This is a genomic window from Marinobacterium marinum (genome assembly GCF_013868415.1).
GTDB lineage: Bacteria > Pseudomonadota > Gammaproteobacteria > Pseudomonadales > Balneatricaceae > Marinobacterium > Marinobacterium marinum.
Genome location: NZ_JACEMT010000038.1, coordinates 39,111 through 55,038, shown reverse-complemented (window position 1 = coordinate 55,038; position 15,928 = coordinate 39,111). Strand labels below are relative to the sequence as shown.

General features: G+C 58.6%; 14 protein-coding genes. 8 read left to right on the top strand and 6 right to left on the bottom strand.

Translation table 11 applies throughout. The features are described from left to right. The first annotated feature begins 90 nt into the window (after nucleotides 1-90). Both H1S06_RS04670 and H1S06_RS04665 read left to right on the top strand, forming a co-directional pair. On the top strand, nucleotides 91-1,968 hold the full coding sequence (locus tag H1S06_RS04670) for an ATP-binding protein (RefSeq protein WP_181737722.1): 1,878 nt from the start codon (nucleotides 91-93) through the stop codon (nucleotides 1,966-1,968). Then, nucleotides 1,961-3,322 carry a sigma-54-dependent transcriptional regulator gene (locus tag H1S06_RS04665; RefSeq protein ID WP_181737719.1) on the top strand — a complete coding sequence of 454 codons (1,362 nt, stop codon included), beginning with the start codon at nucleotides 1,961-1,963 and terminating at the stop codon, nucleotides 3,320-3,322. The genes H1S06_RS04670 and H1S06_RS04665 overlap by 8 nt, the downstream gene beginning before the upstream one ends. A gap of 55 nt (nucleotides 3,323-3,377) precedes the next feature. Here H1S06_RS04665 and H1S06_RS04660 read toward each other — a convergent pair whose 3' ends face one another. Then, nucleotides 3,378-4,985 (bottom strand): methyl-accepting chemotaxis protein, encoded by a 1,608-nt coding sequence (locus H1S06_RS04660; protein ID WP_181737717.1) that lies wholly within the window; start codon nucleotides 4,983-4,985, stop codon nucleotides 3,378-3,380. Between the two features lie 378 nt (nucleotides 4,986-5,363). Here H1S06_RS04660 and H1S06_RS04655 point away from each other — a divergent pair, with 378 nt between their 5' ends. The 4 genes from H1S06_RS04655 (at nucleotide 5,364) to H1S06_RS04640 (ending at nucleotide 9,055) form a co-directional block, all read left to right on the top strand. Then, entirely contained in the window at nucleotides 5,364-6,347 is a 984-nt protein-coding gene (locus tag H1S06_RS04655; protein WP_181737715.1) for a TRAP transporter substrate-binding protein, read from the top strand. A 95-nt stretch (nucleotides 6,348-6,442) separates the two neighbouring features. Beyond that, nucleotides 6,443-6,997 carry a TRAP transporter small permease gene (locus H1S06_RS04650; protein ID WP_181737713.1) on the top strand — a complete coding sequence of 185 codons (555 nt, stop codon included), beginning with the start codon at nucleotides 6,443-6,445 and terminating at the stop codon, nucleotides 6,995-6,997. Further along, complete coding sequence (locus tag H1S06_RS04645) at nucleotides 6,994-8,391, top strand: TRAP transporter large permease (protein WP_181737711.1); 1,398 nt, start codon at nucleotides 6,994-6,996, stop codon at nucleotides 8,389-8,391. Before H1S06_RS04650 ends, H1S06_RS04645 begins: the two co-directional genes overlap by 4 nt. A gap of 115 nt (nucleotides 8,392-8,506) precedes the next feature. Then, entirely contained in the window at nucleotides 8,507-9,055 is a 549-nt protein-coding gene (locus tag H1S06_RS04640) for a hypothetical protein (protein ID WP_181737709.1), read from the top strand. Here H1S06_RS04640 and ilvA read toward each other — a convergent pair. After that, entirely contained in the window at nucleotides 9,052-10,569 is a 1,518-nt protein-coding gene (gene ilvA, locus H1S06_RS04635; protein WP_181737707.1) for a threonine ammonia-lyase, biosynthetic, read from the bottom strand. The two genes, H1S06_RS04640 and ilvA, sit on opposite strands and share 4 nt — an antisense overlap. A gap of 157 nt (nucleotides 10,570-10,726) precedes the next feature. On the opposite strand from ilvA, the gene rpiA reads away from it, so the two are divergent. Further along, entirely contained in the window at nucleotides 10,727-11,401 is a 675-nt protein-coding gene (rpiA, locus tag H1S06_RS04630; RefSeq protein WP_181737705.1) for a ribose-5-phosphate isomerase RpiA, read from the top strand. 3 nt (nucleotides 11,402-11,404) lie between these two features. Here the strand turns inward: rpiA and H1S06_RS04625 are convergent, their stop codons facing one another. The 4 genes from H1S06_RS04625 to H1S06_RS04615 form a co-directional block, all read right to left on the bottom strand. Further along, nucleotides 11,405-11,848, bottom strand: coding sequence for a heavy metal-responsive transcriptional regulator (locus H1S06_RS04625; RefSeq protein WP_181737703.1), 444 nt, complete (start codon nucleotides 11,846-11,848; stop codon nucleotides 11,405-11,407). 24 nt (nucleotides 11,849-11,872) lie between these two features. Then, entirely contained in the window at nucleotides 11,873-11,998 is a 126-nt protein-coding gene (locus H1S06_RS15520) for a hypothetical protein (RefSeq protein WP_255482901.1), read from the bottom strand. A gap of 131 nt (nucleotides 11,999-12,129) precedes the next feature. After that, nucleotides 12,130-14,592, bottom strand: a complete 2,463-nt coding sequence (locus tag H1S06_RS04620; protein WP_181737701.1) for an ABC transporter permease — start codon at nucleotides 14,590-14,592, stop codon at nucleotides 12,130-12,132. After that, a complete protein-coding gene (locus H1S06_RS04615) occupies nucleotides 14,589-15,284 on the bottom strand; it encodes an ABC transporter ATP-binding protein (RefSeq protein ID WP_181737699.1) in 696 nt (231 codons plus the stop codon). The genes H1S06_RS04620 and H1S06_RS04615 overlap by 4 nt, the downstream gene beginning before the upstream one ends. Here H1S06_RS04615 and H1S06_RS04610 point away from each other — a divergent pair. After that, complete coding sequence (locus H1S06_RS04610) at nucleotides 15,283-15,900, top strand: arylesterase (protein ID WP_181737697.1); 618 nt, start codon at nucleotides 15,283-15,285, stop codon at nucleotides 15,898-15,900. The genes H1S06_RS04615 and H1S06_RS04610 overlap by 2 nt on opposite strands. Nucleotides 15,901-15,928 lie beyond the last annotated feature (28 nt).

Genomic DNA, 15,928 nt, shown 5'->3' with positions numbered 1-15,928 from the left:
GTGGTTACGACTAAAGTATGGCTGCACACGCTTTTTTTCAAGCTTCGAGCTGTTTGAATTGCTTCAGGGCCGATGCCGACCGGGTCCAGCATGCAGGCTGACCGCGGGCGTCGTTATCGTCCCTTGACCTTGCTGCTGGCCGGTGTGATGTTCCTGCTGGTGCTGATACAGACGAGCTATTTCAGTCGTCAGCAGGCGCTGGCGGAACTGCAACAACGGGCAGAAGCGGATCTGGCTCGCTATGCCTTGAGCGTACAACAGAAACTTGACCGTTATAAGGATCTGCCGCGTCTGCTGGCGACGCATTCGAGTCTGCATGAAGCGCTGACGACCAGGGACCCTGACCGGATTCAACGTACCAATGAATACCTGCAACAGGTGAATGAAACCATCGGGGCGGCGGATATTTATCTGATGAATGCGTCCGGTACGACCCGGGCTGCCAGCAACTGGTACAAATCCAGCAGTTTTGTCGGTCTCAACTTCAGCTTCCGTCCCTATTTCCAACAGGCACGTGCTGGGCGCGCCGGGCGCTACTTCGCTCTGGGAACCACCTCACGCCAGCGGGGCTACTATTTTTCCTGGCCGGTTATGGATGAAGCACAGGTAATCGGAGTGGTCGTCGTCAAGATTGACCTACATGACATTGAGCAGGACTGGAACGACCCACTGCAGGATCTCGCCGTCACCGACGAGGATGGCATCATCGTGATTTCAACACGTCCCGAGTGGAAGTTTCACGCGTTGGAAGCCCTGGCTCCGGCCGATTTGAAACGGGTGGTGGACAGTATGCGCTATCTGGATCGCCCACTGTCGTCATTGCAGCTGATGCGCAGTGAAATACTCAATGAGCAGGCTCGCTTGATAACGCTGCAGGAGGGCGGGGTGTCCGAACGATCGGTGCGGCAGCAGTATCTTCAGCTGCAGCGCCCGGTGCCGGAAACCGGCCTGAGGGTGTTGGTCATGGCGCGTCTGCAGCCGGTGAGTGACGCCGTATTGCAGGCATCGATACTGGCCGGATGTGCCTGTCTGGCGGCCTTGCTGCTGGTACTATTCATTCAGGCTCGCTGGCGCATTGTCCGCGAGCGGCGTGAATATGTGCAGCAATTGCAGGGGGCCCGTGATGCACTGGAAACCCGGGTGGCGGAGCGTACTGCAGATCTCAGCCGTACCAACGCCCGACTGCTGGACGAAATGGCACAGCACCGCAGCACGCAGAACGAGCTGATTCAAACCGCCAAATTGGCCGTGCTGGGGCAGCTGGCAGCGGGGATCAACCATGAACTTAACCAGCCCCTGACCGCCATTCGCAATTATGCCGACAATGCTGCGGCCTTTCTGCGTCTGGGCAAAGCGCCCAGGGCTGAGGTCAATCTGCAGGAAATCGCCGGGCTGACGGAGCGGATGGCCAAGATTATTCATCCGCTCAAGGAGTTCTCGCGGCAGAGCAGTGGCCAGCCGGTCCCGACCTCGCTTAAGGAGGTGTGTGACGGGGCGATGTCGATTATGTATGGCCGTTTGGATCAGCAGGGTGTGCAACTGGAGTGGCCGGAGCAGCTGGAACAGGTCTTCGTGCTGGGTGATACCCTGCGCCTGGAGCAGGTACTGGTCAATCTGCTGTCCAATGCGCTGCAGGCCATGGAGAACAGTCCCCGGAAGTGCATCGAGGTCAGCCTGACGCAGTCGGATGGCTGGGTGCAGCTGTCACTGCATGATACGGGACCCGGTATTGCAACGGACGATTTGCAGCGCGTGTTCGAACCCTTTTATACCACCAAGGAACAGGGGCACGGACTGGGGTTGGGGCTATCGATTTCGCACCGGATCATGGACAATCTGGGCGGCCGTCTGACGGCTGCCAACCATTCCGAGGGCGGGGCGGTGTTTACCCTGTCACTGCCGGTGCCCCGGTCCGTGCAGGGACCGCCGGAACAGCGTGTTTGCCAATCAGGAGCCCACGATGTCTGAACCGATTCCTTCCCCCGTGATCCTGGTCGATGATGAACACCATATCCGGATGGCGGCGGGGCAAACGCTGGAACTGGCGGGTCATGAAGTGACAACGCTGGAGCGTGCCGAACCCGCATTGGAACTGATTGATGCCGATTGGCCGGGAGTGTTGGTGACCGATATCAACCTGCCCGGTCTGGATGGCCTTGAGTTGATGCGGCGTGTGCGTGCCATTGACGCCGATCTGCCGGTGATTCTGATTACCGGGCATGGTGACATCTCCATGGCGGTCAGTGCCATTCGGGATGGGGCATACGACTTTATTGAAAAACCCTTCGCGTCCGAGCTGCTGCTGGATGTGGTACGGCGGGCGCTGGACAAGCGCACGCTGACGCTGGAAAACCGCCACCTGCGCGAGGCGCTGGAAGTCCAGAATGCGCCGGGGCCGCGTATTATCGGGAATACCCCGTCCATGCTGGCTCTGCGTCAGTTGGGGCGGACTGTGGCCGATATGCCGGCGGATGTCCTGATCCAGGCGGAAACCGGATGCGGCAAGGATCTGCTGGCGCGCTTTCTGCACGAACAGGGCAAGCGTCGTGAACACAACTTTGTCGCGATAAATTGCGGTGCAGTGCCGGAAAACCTGATCGAGAGCGAGCTGTTCGGTCATGAGGCAGGCGCATTTACCGATGCCAAAACCCGGCGTATCGGCAAATTCGAGCATGCCAACGGCGGTACCCTGTTTCTGGACGAAATTGAAAGCATGCCTTTGCCGCTGCAGGTGCAATTGCTGCGAGTTCTGGAAGAACGCTCGATAGAGCGCCTGGGCTCCAATAACGTTATTCCGCTGGATCTGCGTATCGTGGCCGCGACCAAAATCGATCTGAAGCAGGCGGCAGCGGAAGGTCGCTTTCGCGAGGACCTGTACTACCGGTTAAATGTGGTGCGGATGGATATTCCGCCGCTGCGGGAACGGCGTGAGGATATTTCTCTGCTGTTTCAGCACTTTGCCCTGATCGCGTCGTCCCGTTACGGCCGTGAAATCCCGCAGTTGTCTGCGGCCCGCATGCACAGCCTGATGGTGCACGACTGGCCCGGCAACGTGCGTGAACTGCGCAATCTGGCCGAGCGCTATGTGCTGCTGGGTGAAAACTGCACCTTCGACTTCGAGAACCGGCCGATCACGGCGCTGGAAGGGAGTCTGACGTTGCCGGAACAGGTGGAGCAGTTCGAAAAAATGCTGATTCAGATCGAACTCGAGCGTCATGGTGGTTCGATCAAGGATACGTTGCACAGTCTGGGGCTGCCGCGCAAGACGCTGTACGACAAAATGAAGAAACACGATCTGGACAAGAACGACTACAAGCCGTAGTCGTCGCTGCCGCGGTCATCCCCGTCTCGGGCGGATGAACGCGGCATGACCGAGGTCAGATACGGAAGCGGTTTACCATCTCCTCCAGCTGCTGAGCCAGCTGCGCCAGCTCATCCGACACGCGGTTCAGGTGCTCGGAGCGCTCGGCGGTATCGTCGGCGCTGCGGCTGATTTCGGTGATGCTGTGCTCGACACTGCCGGCCATCTCGCTTTGCTCGCGCACGGCGCTGGCCACCTGATGGTTCAGGTCGTTGATGACACGCACTTCCTCATTGATATTGGTCAGTGCCGTATTACAGCGTTGTACCTGCTCGACGCCCGCTCCCGCCGCTGACAAGGCCTGAGTCATCACGTTGACCGCATCCTTGGCATCATTTTGCAGGGTGGTGATGATGGCGTTGATCTCTTCGGTGGAGTTGTGTGTTCGGCTGGCCAGGGTGCGAACCTCATCAGCTACCACGGCAAAGCCGCGTCCCTGCTCGCCGGCACGGGCCGCCTCGATGGCTGCATTCAGTGCCAGCAGGTTGGTCTGCTCGGCAATCTTCTGGATAACTTCCAGCACCGTACCCACGTTCTGGCTCTGGCTGTCCAGTTTCTCGATCACGCCGGTTGCCTGGTCGATGTGTTGTTGCAGCTGCTCGATGGCGGCAATGGCCTGCTGTGCAATGGCGGCCCCATCGGTGCTTTCCTGTAAGGCCATATCGGAAGCCGATACGGTGTTCTCGGCGCTGGCGGCAACGCTGCGCGTGGCCACTTCCATTTGCTCCATGGCGGAGGCAACAGAACTGGTTTGCAGCTGCTGGTGGTGAACGGCCTGGGTGGAGCCCGTGGCGACCTGGCTGATACGGCTGCCCGAGTCGGCCAGGCGGGAAACGGTTTGATTGACCTGTTTCATGCCGTCATGGATGTTGTCCAGCATGGCATTGAAGGCTGTGGACATGCGGCCGATTTCGTCGTGTGAGGACACGTTGGTACGCAGTTGCAGGTCACTGTCGCGTTCAATCGCGTGAATGGTGTCGGCGAGGCGGTTGACCGGGGTGACCACGATACGGCGCAGCAACAGGCTGATCAGGATAATGCCGGCTATAAACAGACCCAGTTCGATCAGCGCCACGTTGATCAGGTTGTGGTTGACCTGCTGATCCAGGGCGGCAAATGAATAGGTCACGCGCACCGCTCCGACCACGTCGCCTTCCGGCACCTGGTGGCAGAGCAGGCAGTTGGTGCCCTTGTAATCGGCCAGCGCTTGCATGGGCGTGACGACCGTCAGTCGGTGCCCCTGGTCGTCATCCAGCTCGACGACGACATGCTCGCCTTGCATGGCGCGACGGTCCAGGTCGTCCACAATGTGCGAATCCTCGGTGCCGGGACCATAAACATCCGTAATCTGCTGACCCCGAATGATGCGGGCTTCGGTGATGGCGTCGTTCGAGAGGATTTTTTGCTGCAGAGTGCCGCGATTGGCCATGGCGCCGCTCAGCATCAGCATGTTGATGCTGTCGAAATAGGAGTCGGCGGTGTTCAGCGTGCTTTGCGTCACGACCTCGTCTACCAGTGAGGTCTCACTGCGATAAATGGTAGTCAGAGAGCTGAACAGGATAACCACAAATACAGCAACCAGTGACAGGTTGACCTTGTGTTGTATGGAAAGTCCGTTTTGCACCTTAGTTCACCCTGTTTTGACGGGATCTGTGGAATGACGCGAATCGATAACAACAGTATACAGAGCCTAAGTTAAAAAACGCTGATTTGCCACAAGTGGACAGTCCGTTCGGAATGGGTGGGTGTCCACCCATTCCGAACGGGCAATTGGGTCGTCATCCGCCAATCGAAAGAGGTCATCAGGCGGATAAGAACATGATTTTTAGTTCATAACACACTGATATTTAAAAGATATTTCAATTGTTGATTATTCGGTCCACAGTCTGGCACCGGCTTTGCTTATATCGCCATGTGCCGGGCTGACTACCCCCATCCCCAATATCAGAGGGGTAGCAGACCCGAGATGCAAACAACATTATCAACACTTGGAGAAATTCCTATGCGTTTACTGACTGCCGCTATTACCTCCATGGCGCTGACATTCGGGGCTCAATTTGCCATGGCAGCCCCGATCGAACTGAAGTTTTCCCATGTCGTGGCCGAGAATACTCCCAAGGGACAGATGGCGCTGAAATTCCGGGACCTGGTGGCCGAGCGTCTGGGAGACAAGGTGGAAGTGAAGGTATTCCCGAACTCCCAGCTGTTCGGTGACAACAAGGTGCTGGAGGCGATGCTGCTGGGTGACGTGCAGATGGCTGCGCCGTCCCTGTCCAAATTCCAGAAGTACACTACGTCGCTGCAGATCTTTGACTTGCCTTTCCTGTTCGAGGATATGGCGGCAGTTGACCGTTTCCAGCAGAGCGCTCAGGGGCAGGAACTGCTGAATTCTTTGCGCAAGCGCGGCCTGGTCGGGCTGGGCTATTTGCATAACGGCATGAAGCAGCTGTCGGCCAACGATCCACTGCGGGTACCGGCGGATGCAGCGGGCAAGAAATTTCGCATCATGACCTCCGATGTATTGCAGGCGCAGTTTGAAGAGCTGGATGCGGTGCCGCTCAAAAAACCGTTCTCCGAAGTTTTTACCCTGTTGCAGACCAAGGCAATTGACGGTGCCGAAAACCCCTGGTCCAACATCTATTCGAAGAAGTTTCACGAGGTCCAGCCGTATATCACTGAAACCAATCACGGTGTTCTGGACTATCTGGTGGTGACATCGGCCGAGTTCTGGAACGGGCTGGATGATGAGGTGCGTGCCGAACTGCAGAAGGCGCTGGATGAATCCATTGCCTACGGTAATGCGATTTCCGATCAGCAGGCTGCCCGGGATCGACAGGCGATTATCGACTCCGGTCGTTCCGAAGTGATTGCCATCACGGCAGATGAACGTCAACAGTGGGTGGATGCGATGCGACCGGTCTGGAAACGGTTTGAGGATGAAATCGGTGCTGAGTTGATTGACGCCGCACTGCAGTCCAACAACTGATCCTGTTCCGCTCGTGATCCATCGGGGGGGGAGTGCTGGGCTCCCCCTGCGGCCGGACGCCCGGTGGCGGACCGGCCGGAGATTGGGGAAATGCTATGTCTGTACGTAATCTGATCACTCATGTCGAAGAGGCGATACTGTCCTTGTTGCTGCTGGCAATGACGCTGTTGGTGTTCGTCGAAGTGATTGCCCGTTTCGGCTTTAACGCCGGAATTCACTGGGCGCAAGAGGTGACGCTGCTGCTGTCGTCCTGGTTTGTTCTGTTTGGTGCTTCCTATGGCGTCAAGGTCGGTGCTCATATCGGCGTCGATGTCTTTGTTAAACAGTTGCCGTCCGGCCTGCAGCGTGGCGTGACGTTGCTGGCGATCCTGTTGTGCCTATTCTACTGTGGTCTGTTCATTTACGGCTCCTGGGTGTACCTGGCGAAGATGAAAATGATCGGTATTGAACTGGAAGATGTGCCCATTCCCAAGTGGACGGTCATGAGTATTCTGGTGATCGGCTTTGGACTGTTGCTGATCCGCTTTTTACAACTGGGCTGGAAGGTGCTCAGGGGGGAGGCGGAAGGGTTTCATTTTTCCGACGAGGCTGAAGAGAGCATGGAAATTGCCCGTGAGCTGAAAAAGGCCAACGGGGAGGAAAGCAAATGACCATCGCCGTACTGTTTATTCTTCTCTTCGGCTGCATGCTGATGGGGATGCCGATCGCCGTTGCGCTGGGCCTGTCCAGCATGGTGACGATTCTGCTGTTTTCCAATGATTCACTGGCGTCGGTGGCGCTGAAGCTGTTCGAGGCCACATCCGAACATTACACGCTGCTGGCAATCCCGTTCTTCATTCTGTCATCGGCGTTCCTGTCGACCGGTGGGGTTGCCAAGCGGCTGATCAATTTTGCCATTGACGCCATCGGCCATGTGCGCGGGGGACTGGCGATGGCATCGGTCATGGCCTGTATGCTGTTTGCCGCGGTTTCCGGCTCTTCGCCTGCCACTGTTGCGGCCATCGGCACCATCGTGATTGCCGGCATGGTGCGCTCGGGCTATCCGGAATCCTTTGCCGCCGGTGTGATTGCCAATGCGGGTACGCTCGGCATTCTGATTCCGCCGTCGATCGTGATGCTGGTCTATGCTGCAGCGACCGAGGTATCAGCATCGCGCATGTTCATGGCCGGCTTTGTTCCCGGTTTGATGATGGGGCTGTTGCTGATGGTTGCCATCTATATTGCGGCACGGATCAAAAAGCTGCCGTCGCAGCCCTTCCCCGGTTTTGGCCAGTTGCTCCGTTCCGGGGGGATTGCCATGGGTGGGCTGATGTTGATCGTGATCGTGCTGGGGTCCATTTATGGCGGTATTGCTTCGCCAACCGAGGCGGCGGCGGTCGCGGCGGTCTACGCTTATGTGATTGCGGTGATGGGCTATCGTGATATCGGTCCGATGCAAGGTGTGGCCTGGCGCAAGGCGGATGAGCCGATGGCCGGCGCAGTGTTGCGTAATGGCGTGCAGATGCTGCTGGCGTTGCCGCGTTCATTCTCGCACCCGGAAGTGCGCAAGGTTTTTGTGGATGCGTCCAAGGTATCGATGATGCTGCTGTTCATCATTGCCAATGCCATGCTGTTCGCCCATGTGCTGACGACCGAACGCATCCCGCATCAGATTGCCGAAGTGATTATCGAGTGGGGGCTGCCGGCCTGGGGATTCCTGATAGTGGTCAATATCCTGCTGTTGCTGGCCGGCAATTTCATGGAGCCGTCAGCCATTTTGCTGATCATGGCGCCTATCCTGTTCCCGATTGCGGTACAGCTGGGGATCGATCCCATCCATCTGGGCATTATCATGGTGGTGAACATGGAGATCGGCATGCTGACGCCGCCCGTTGGCCTGAACCTGTTCGTGACCGCCGGTATCACCGGGCGCAACATGGTGTGGGTCATCAAGGCCTGCCTGCCCTGGCTGGGACTGCTGCTGTTTTTCCTGATGCTGATTACCTATGTGCCGCAGATCTCTCTGTTCCTGCCGGAACTGATCGATGAAATGAAGGGCTACTGACAGAATCAGGTGCCAACACAGTGGCATAACCGCTGCCTCGGGGCGGCGGTTTTTTTATGCGCCGCGGTTGGCGCTATAATGTCGACCCTTTCGTTTAACCCGACGGAGAGTCGACATGCTCGGAGTATTTGCAGCAGTCTGGGGCTTTATCGGCATTTGCCTGCTGTTTTCCAGTGCCATCTATCGTCTGAGCGGCGTGGCACTGGAGATGCCGCTGGATACCTTTGGCTGGCATCACTGGCTGGCGCTGTGTGTGTGCCTGGTATTCATGGGATTTGCGGAAGGATATCGAGGCTTTCAACAGAACTTCTCGCCCCGTGTCGCCGCTCGTATTCGTTACCTTCGGCATAATGTCACTCCGTTGCGTGCGTTACTGGCCCCGGTCTTCTGCATGGGGTTCTTTCATGCCGAGAAGCGGCGTCGGATCGTAACCTATTGTCTGACGGGCGGAATCGTCGGGCTGATACTGCTGGTACGGCTGCTGGAGCAACCCTGGCGGGGCATTGTCGATGCGGGGGTCGTGCTGGGGTTGAGCTGGGGGCTGGTGTCTCTGGCTCTGTTTACCTGGCAGGCCTTTACCCGTGCCGATTTTGCTTACTCGCCGGAAACGCCATGCCAACAGGCTACCCCCTCTGCCGGAGCAGAGAGGGCAGGACCGGTTTAACCGAGGAACAGCTTGTATGCCGGGTTATCGGTTTCATCGTAGAAAGTGTAGCCGATCTCGTCCAGGAAGCGGATCACCTGATCCCGTTCGGCCGGCGGGACCTGCATGCCGACCAGAACACGGCCATAGGCTGCGCCATGGTTACGGTAATGGAACATGGAAATGTTCCAGCGTCCGCCCAGCTTGCTGAGGAACTTCATCAGGGCGCCTGGACGTTCAGGGAATTCAAAACGGTAGACCACTTCGTTATCCAGGCTGGCCGGTGCATGTCCCCCGACCATGTAGCGCACATGGAGCTTGGCGGTTTCGTCATCGGTCAAGTCAACGACGGCATCCAGGTGCTCGTGCAGCTCGGCGAGCAGTTCCTCACGACCGTCGTTGTTGGGACGAATCTGAACGCCGGCAAAGACGATCGCCTGTTCGTCATGGCTGTAACGGTAATTGAATTCGGTAATGTTGCGTTTGCCCAGGACCTTGCAGAAGGTCTTGAAGCTGCCGGGGCGTTCCGGGATGCGGGCGGCAATGATGGCTTCGCGCTGTTCGCCCAGCTCGGAGCGTTCGGCAATATGACGCAGACGGTCGAAGTTGACGTTGGCACCGGAATCGATGGCGATCAGCGTCTCGTCGCGTGCGCCCTCGCGAGCCACGTATTTCTTCAGACCGGCCACCGCCAGTGCGCCAGCGGGTTCGGTTACTGAGCGGGTATCATCGAAAATATCCTTGATGGCGGCACAGATCTCGTCAGTTGAGACCGTGATCACCTCGTCGACATGGTCCTTGCAGATCTCCCAGGTATTCTCGCCGATCTGAGCCACGGCAACGCCGTCGGCAAAGATACCGACTTGATCCAGCACGGCCCGGTGGCCCTTTTCCATCGCCAGAGCCAGGCAGGCCGATTCGGCGGACTCAACAGCAATAATGCGCGTTTCCGGGCGCAGGTATTTGACGTAAGCGGCCACACCGGCGATCAGACCGCCGCCGCCGACCGGAACAAAAATGGCATCAATGGGGCCGCTTTCCTGCCGCAGGATCTCCATGGCAATGGTACCCTGTCCGGCAATAACATCCGGGTCGTCATAGGGGTGGATGTAGACCAGCCCTTTTTCGTCCATCAGCTTTTCGGAGTGCCTGCGGGCATCATCGAAAGCATCGCCGATCAGCACGGCCTTGCCGCCCAGGCGTTTGACGTTGTTGACCTTTACATCGGGAGTGGTTTTGGGCATCACGATTGTGGATTTCACGCCCAGCAGGCGTGCGGCCATCGCGACCCCTTGAGCATGGTTGCCGGCCGAGGCGGTAATCACACCGCGGGCCTTTTCCTCGTCGGTCAGTTGCGCCATTCGGTTGTAGGCACCGCGCAGCTTGAATGAATAAACGGGCTGTTCATCTTCGCGCTTGAGCAGGACCCGGTTGCCCAGGCGTTCGGACAGGCCACGGGCTTCGTCCAGTGGCGTTTCGATGGCGGCGTCATAGACCCGCGCTTCGAGTATTTTCTTGATATATCGATGTGGCATAAGGCAGGTATCTGTATCCCGGTAGGGCGTGCTTTGAGCAGGGCCCAGGTGAGCAAAGTATGGCCAAATGGTATCGGCTCTACCGTTCAGCGTCTACAAGGGCAACGGCGGGTTGCGTATAATTGATGTTCAGTTTGAATCAGCAATGGATACAACCATGACACAAGACGAGATGAAACAGGCGGTCGCGCAGGCAGCCGTCGACCATATCAAGGGGCGCCTGAAAGATGACAGCATCATCGGCGTGGGAACCGGCTCGACCGCGAACTGTTTTATCGATGCGCTGGCGACGATCAAGAACGATTTTGCCGGGGCGGTGGCCAGTTCGGATGCCACGGCCGAGCGTCTGCGCGGACATGGTATTGAAGTCTTCGACCTGAATGCGGTCAGCGAGATGGAGTTCTATATTGACGGGGCCGATGAATTTGATCGTCATCTGAACCTGATCAAGGGCGGCGGCGGTGCGTTGACCCGTGAAAAGATCGTGGCTGCGGTTGCCAGAGAGTTTGTTTGCATCGTTGATCAGTCCAAACAGGTGGACCTGCTGGGCACCTTCCCGCTGCCGGTGGAGGTGATCCCGATGGCGCGTTCACATGTAGGTCGTCAGCTGGCAGCGCTGGGTGGCCAGCCGGTGTACCGTGACGGGGTGGTCACCGATAACGGCAACGTGATTCTGGACCTGCATGATCTGGACATTCTTGATCCCAAGGCACTGGAAGTGCAGATCAACAACATCGTCGGAGTTGTCACCAATGGTCTGTTTGCCCGTCGTGGTGCGGATATTATTCTGATGGGTACGCAGGAAGGGGTACAAACCATCCGTTCGGCCTGAGGTCTAGAGCGGTTCCGGGGGAGTCGCGGCGGATGTGTCGGCAGGCTCTTCCCGTTCAAGAAAGGCGAGGATTGGGCAGTCGGCAGTAGCGCCCTTGCCATCACAGAGTGCCGACAGTCCCCTCAGGGCCTGCTGAATACGCTGCAGGTCGTTGATTCTCTGTTCGATCTCGTTGATGCGCTCATCCACCCGCTGTTTGACCGCAACGGATTCCTGTTCCGGGTGGAGCTGCAGTTGCATCAGTTCCAGCGTCTCGTCCAGCGTAAAGCCCAGACTTTTGCAGCGCTTGATAAAGGCCAGACGTTTCAATGTGCTGTGGGGGAAAACGCGGTAGCCGGAAGGCAGGCGGTCGGGCGGAGGGATCAGGCCCCGGCGTTCGTAGTAGCGTAGTGTCTCGACGCTGAGGCCCGAGTGGCGGGCAAGTTCACCAATCTTGAGAGTGCCCATTGCTGCCACCTTAATGGTAGAGGCTTACCATTGCACGATTTTGGTCAGTGCGATGCTCACCGGCATGGTGACCCACAGCATTGCCAAAATGTTGATGAAAAACCAACCGAAACCGGCGGGATCACGGAAGTTTTCGTCATGATGTGCCATTGTCTAACCTCACATAACTGTTTATTTGTTGATCAGTATCAAGACAGCCGATTATAGCCAATACGCTGGCGCTTTTATAGCCAGGTATTGGCATTGTTTTTGTAAGGTTTAATGACAATGCCGCCGCGGGCTTAGCCCGAGCGCAGCAGGCGGTAGCATTGCGACAGTGGCAGCGGGCGGCGAATCAGGCTGCCGATCAGCACAAACATCAGTGCGGCCAGCAGCGGCAAGCTGCCCCATAGCTGCAGGTGCAGACGGGGTTCCATCTGCAGTAGCCATTGATGCAGCATGGCCAGAATGCCTTCGGCTCCCGCACTGGCCAGCAGTCCGCAGACGAATCCCAGCAGTAAAAATTCAAGCAGATCAAGCTGTTGTGCCTGTCTGGCGGTGACGCCCAGTGTCTGCAAAAGGGCACTTTCGAAACGGCGTTGCTCCAGCGCCTGCAACAGGGTGACGCTCAGCAGCAGCAGGCCGCAGATCAGGCTCAGGCTCAGAATCAGGGCCGAACTATCGCCCAGGTGCTGCAGCCACCCTGCCAGTTGGGTCAGCAGTTGGTCAATGTCGATCAGCGTCAGGGACGGAAACTGCTCCAGCAATTCACGGCTGGTGGCGCGTTCTTCTGGGGCCAGATGAAAGCTGGTGATCCAGGTCGAGGGTGCGTTTTGCAGCGCTTCCGGGTTGAAGATGATGTAAAAGTTGGGTCGGAAGGAGGTCCAGACGACCGAACGGATATTGCGGATTTCGCCTTCCACCTGAGTACCGCCGACATCGAACCCCAACCGGTCACCCAGTTTCAGACCCAGTTCGTCGGCCATGTCCTGTTCGATGGAAATGGCGCCGGTATCACCGGATTGCCACCAGTCGCCGGCGACCAGTGGGTTATGAGCCGGCTGCTCTGCGCGCCAGCTCAGGTTGAGTTCGCGCCTGAGGGTATTGTGATTCTGTTGAGCGGTGGTCAGTTGCGGCTTGATCGGTGCGTCGTTCAGTCGGGTCAGACGTCCGCGAATCATGGGATAGAGCTCGGTGTTCAGTTGGCGCTCGGCGAAAAAACTGTCGACTCCAGCCTTTTGCCAGGGCTGGATATTGATCAGAAAATAGTTGGGGGTGTCGGCTGGAAACTGTGCCTGCCACTGCTGCATCAGATCGGCGCGGCTGACCCAGGTGACACTGAGCAGGGTTAACAGCATGACGACGACGGCCGCCTGTAGACGATGCCACTGGCGTTGCTGACGCAGACGCATCAGTAACAATCGTCCCAGCAGCAGCCTGCGCGCCAGGGGCTGGGCCAACAGGGACAGGCCCGTCTGGGCGAGCCAGCCGAACAGGGCGCCACCCAGCAGCAAAAAGAGTAGCAGTCCCAGTGCGGCCAAGGGTGCCTCCAGAAATGCGAGTAGCGTGGCGGCCAGCAACAGCAGCGAAATGCCCTGCAACAGCAAGGCGGTTCGGTCGCGCGGCGGTGTGTCGCCACGCAGCAGATGGGCGACCGGAATCCGGGCCAGTTGCAGAATGGGGGGGAGGCCCAGCAACACCAGCAGTGCCAGCCCCAGTCCTGCACCGCTGAACCAGAGGAGTCCGCGTGCCGAAGGCAGGGCCTGTGGCAGCAGTTCGGCCAGCCACTGGTAAACGGCCAGCTCCAGCAGGTAGCCGGTCAGGACACCCAGAGCGGCGGTCAGAGCCCAGGCGAAGAGGAGCTGATACAGGTAGACACGTATCAGCTGGCCTGGCTTCAGGCCCAGATTGAGTAGCAGGGCGCTGCGGGTATGCTGGCTGAGGGTGAAGCGGCGCAATGACAGGGCAATGGTCATGGCGGACAGCAGCAGTGCGATCAGGGCGCTGAGCTTGAGGTAGTTCAGTGCGTTGCCCAGTACGTTGCCGGTCAGGGGCTGATCGGTGCTCAGGGCGTGCAGGCGCTCATGACTGTCCAGTGTCGGACGCAGCGCGTTGTCGAGGGCGAGAATGGCGTCGGGCGGACCGGCAAACAACAGGCGGTAATTGGCCCGGCTTCCGGGTGCCAGAACTCCGCTGGCCTCCAGGTCGGCAGCATTGATCAGAATGTGCGGGCTGAAACTGCGAAAGCCTGAGCCCCGGTCGGGGGAGGCCAGCAGTTCGCGCGTGACCTTGAGAGGCTGGTAGCCGAAGTCCAGCTGTGCGCCCGATTGCAGCTGTAGCTGTGTCATCACTCTGGGTTCGACCCAGACCTCACCCGGTGCGGGTACCCCGTTTCCTGGGGGCTCGGTGACCAGCTCGCCACGCAGAGGGTAGGGAGCCTGCAGTGCCCGTACCGAGACCAGCATCAGGTCGTCGCCTTGCCCCACCATACTGGGAAACTGGATGACCGAGGTGTGCTGAATGGATGCCAGTGGCAGACCCTGTAGACGCTCAGCCGTCAGGGGGCGGCTGCTGCTCAAGACCAGATCGGCACCGAGCAGGGCGGCACTGTCGCGCAGCAGCCCTTGTTCGAGTCGATCACCCAATACGGACAACAGGGTCGTGAGTGCGATGGCGACCCAGCTGGCCAGCAGCAGGGCGCGCCATTCGGTTGTGCGTAACTGGGTCAGCAGCTGGCGACCGGCCAGGCGGGGCAACAGATTCATGATCGGCTTTCCTCCAGTTGGCCGTTGTGCAGATGCAGGCGACGCTGGCAGCGGTTCGCCAGGTCGATGTCGTGGGTGATCAGAATCAGTGTTGTACCGGCACTGGCATTCAGGTGGAACAGCTGATCGATGATGTGGTGGCCGGTGTCGTCATCAAGGTTGCCGGTCGGTTCATCCGCGAACAGCACTTTGGGCTGGGTGGCAAACGCACGAGCAATGGCAACGCGCTGCTGCTCGCCACCCGAGAGTTGAGCGGGATAGTGGTCAAAACGTGCTCCCAGCCCGACTTGCTCCAGCCAGTGGCGAGCCTGATCATCGGCGTCGCTACGCCCCTGTATTTCCAGCGGCAGGCGCACGTTGTCCAGAGCGTTCAGTTCCGGCAGCAGATGAAATGATTGGAAGATGAAACTGATCTGTTCCAGGCGCAGGGCTGCGCGGGCATTGTCGTCCAGTTCGTCCAAGGGCTGGCCGGCAAACAGGATACGTCCCTGGCCGGGAGAGTCCAATCCCGCCAGCAGACTGAGCAGGGTCGATTTGCCGGCACCGGAGCGGCCGATAATCGCCAGACTCTCGCCCGGCAGGATGCTCAGGTTCAGATGACGAAAGAGATCGACATGACCGGCTTGTGTCCGGAAACTTTTTGCGACATCTTGAGCCTCAATAATCGGCTTTTCACGGTTGAGGTATGACATGCGATCCCTGATCTCTCTTTTGTTGGTATTGGTTGTTTGGGCATCTCCGCTGCAGGCTCGAACCCTGCTTGTGCTGGGTGACAGCCTGTCGGCAGCGTACGGGTTGCCGGCCGAAGATGGCTGGGTCAGCCTGCTTGAGCAGGAACTGAAACAGCGCAAGCTGGCCGAGCGGGTGATCAACGCCAGCATCAGCGGCGAAACCAGCAGTGGCGGTCTGCAGCGCTTGCCGCGCTTGCTGGCCGACTACCGTCCTGATCTGGTGCTCCTCGAACTGGGTGCCAATGACGGGCTGCGGGGCACGCCGCTGCGGGTTATGGAGCAAAACCTGCGCGGCATGGTCGAGCTGAGCCAGGCATCGGGTGCCGAGGTGATGTTGATCGGGATCCGGATCCCACCCAATTATGGACCTCAATACACGGAAAGGTTCTATTCCATTTATCCAGACCTGGCGCGGGAATACCAGGTATCGCTGGTGCCGTTTCTGCTGGAACGGGTAGCGCTCAAGCCCCAGTTCATGCAGGCGGACGGGCTGCATCCAACCGCAGCGGCTCAGCCCATTCTGCTGCAGACGGTATGGCCGCACCTGTACCCGCTGCTGCAGGCTGGCGCCTCCTGACGATGGTGTTCAGCCATTGTTGCTGCGC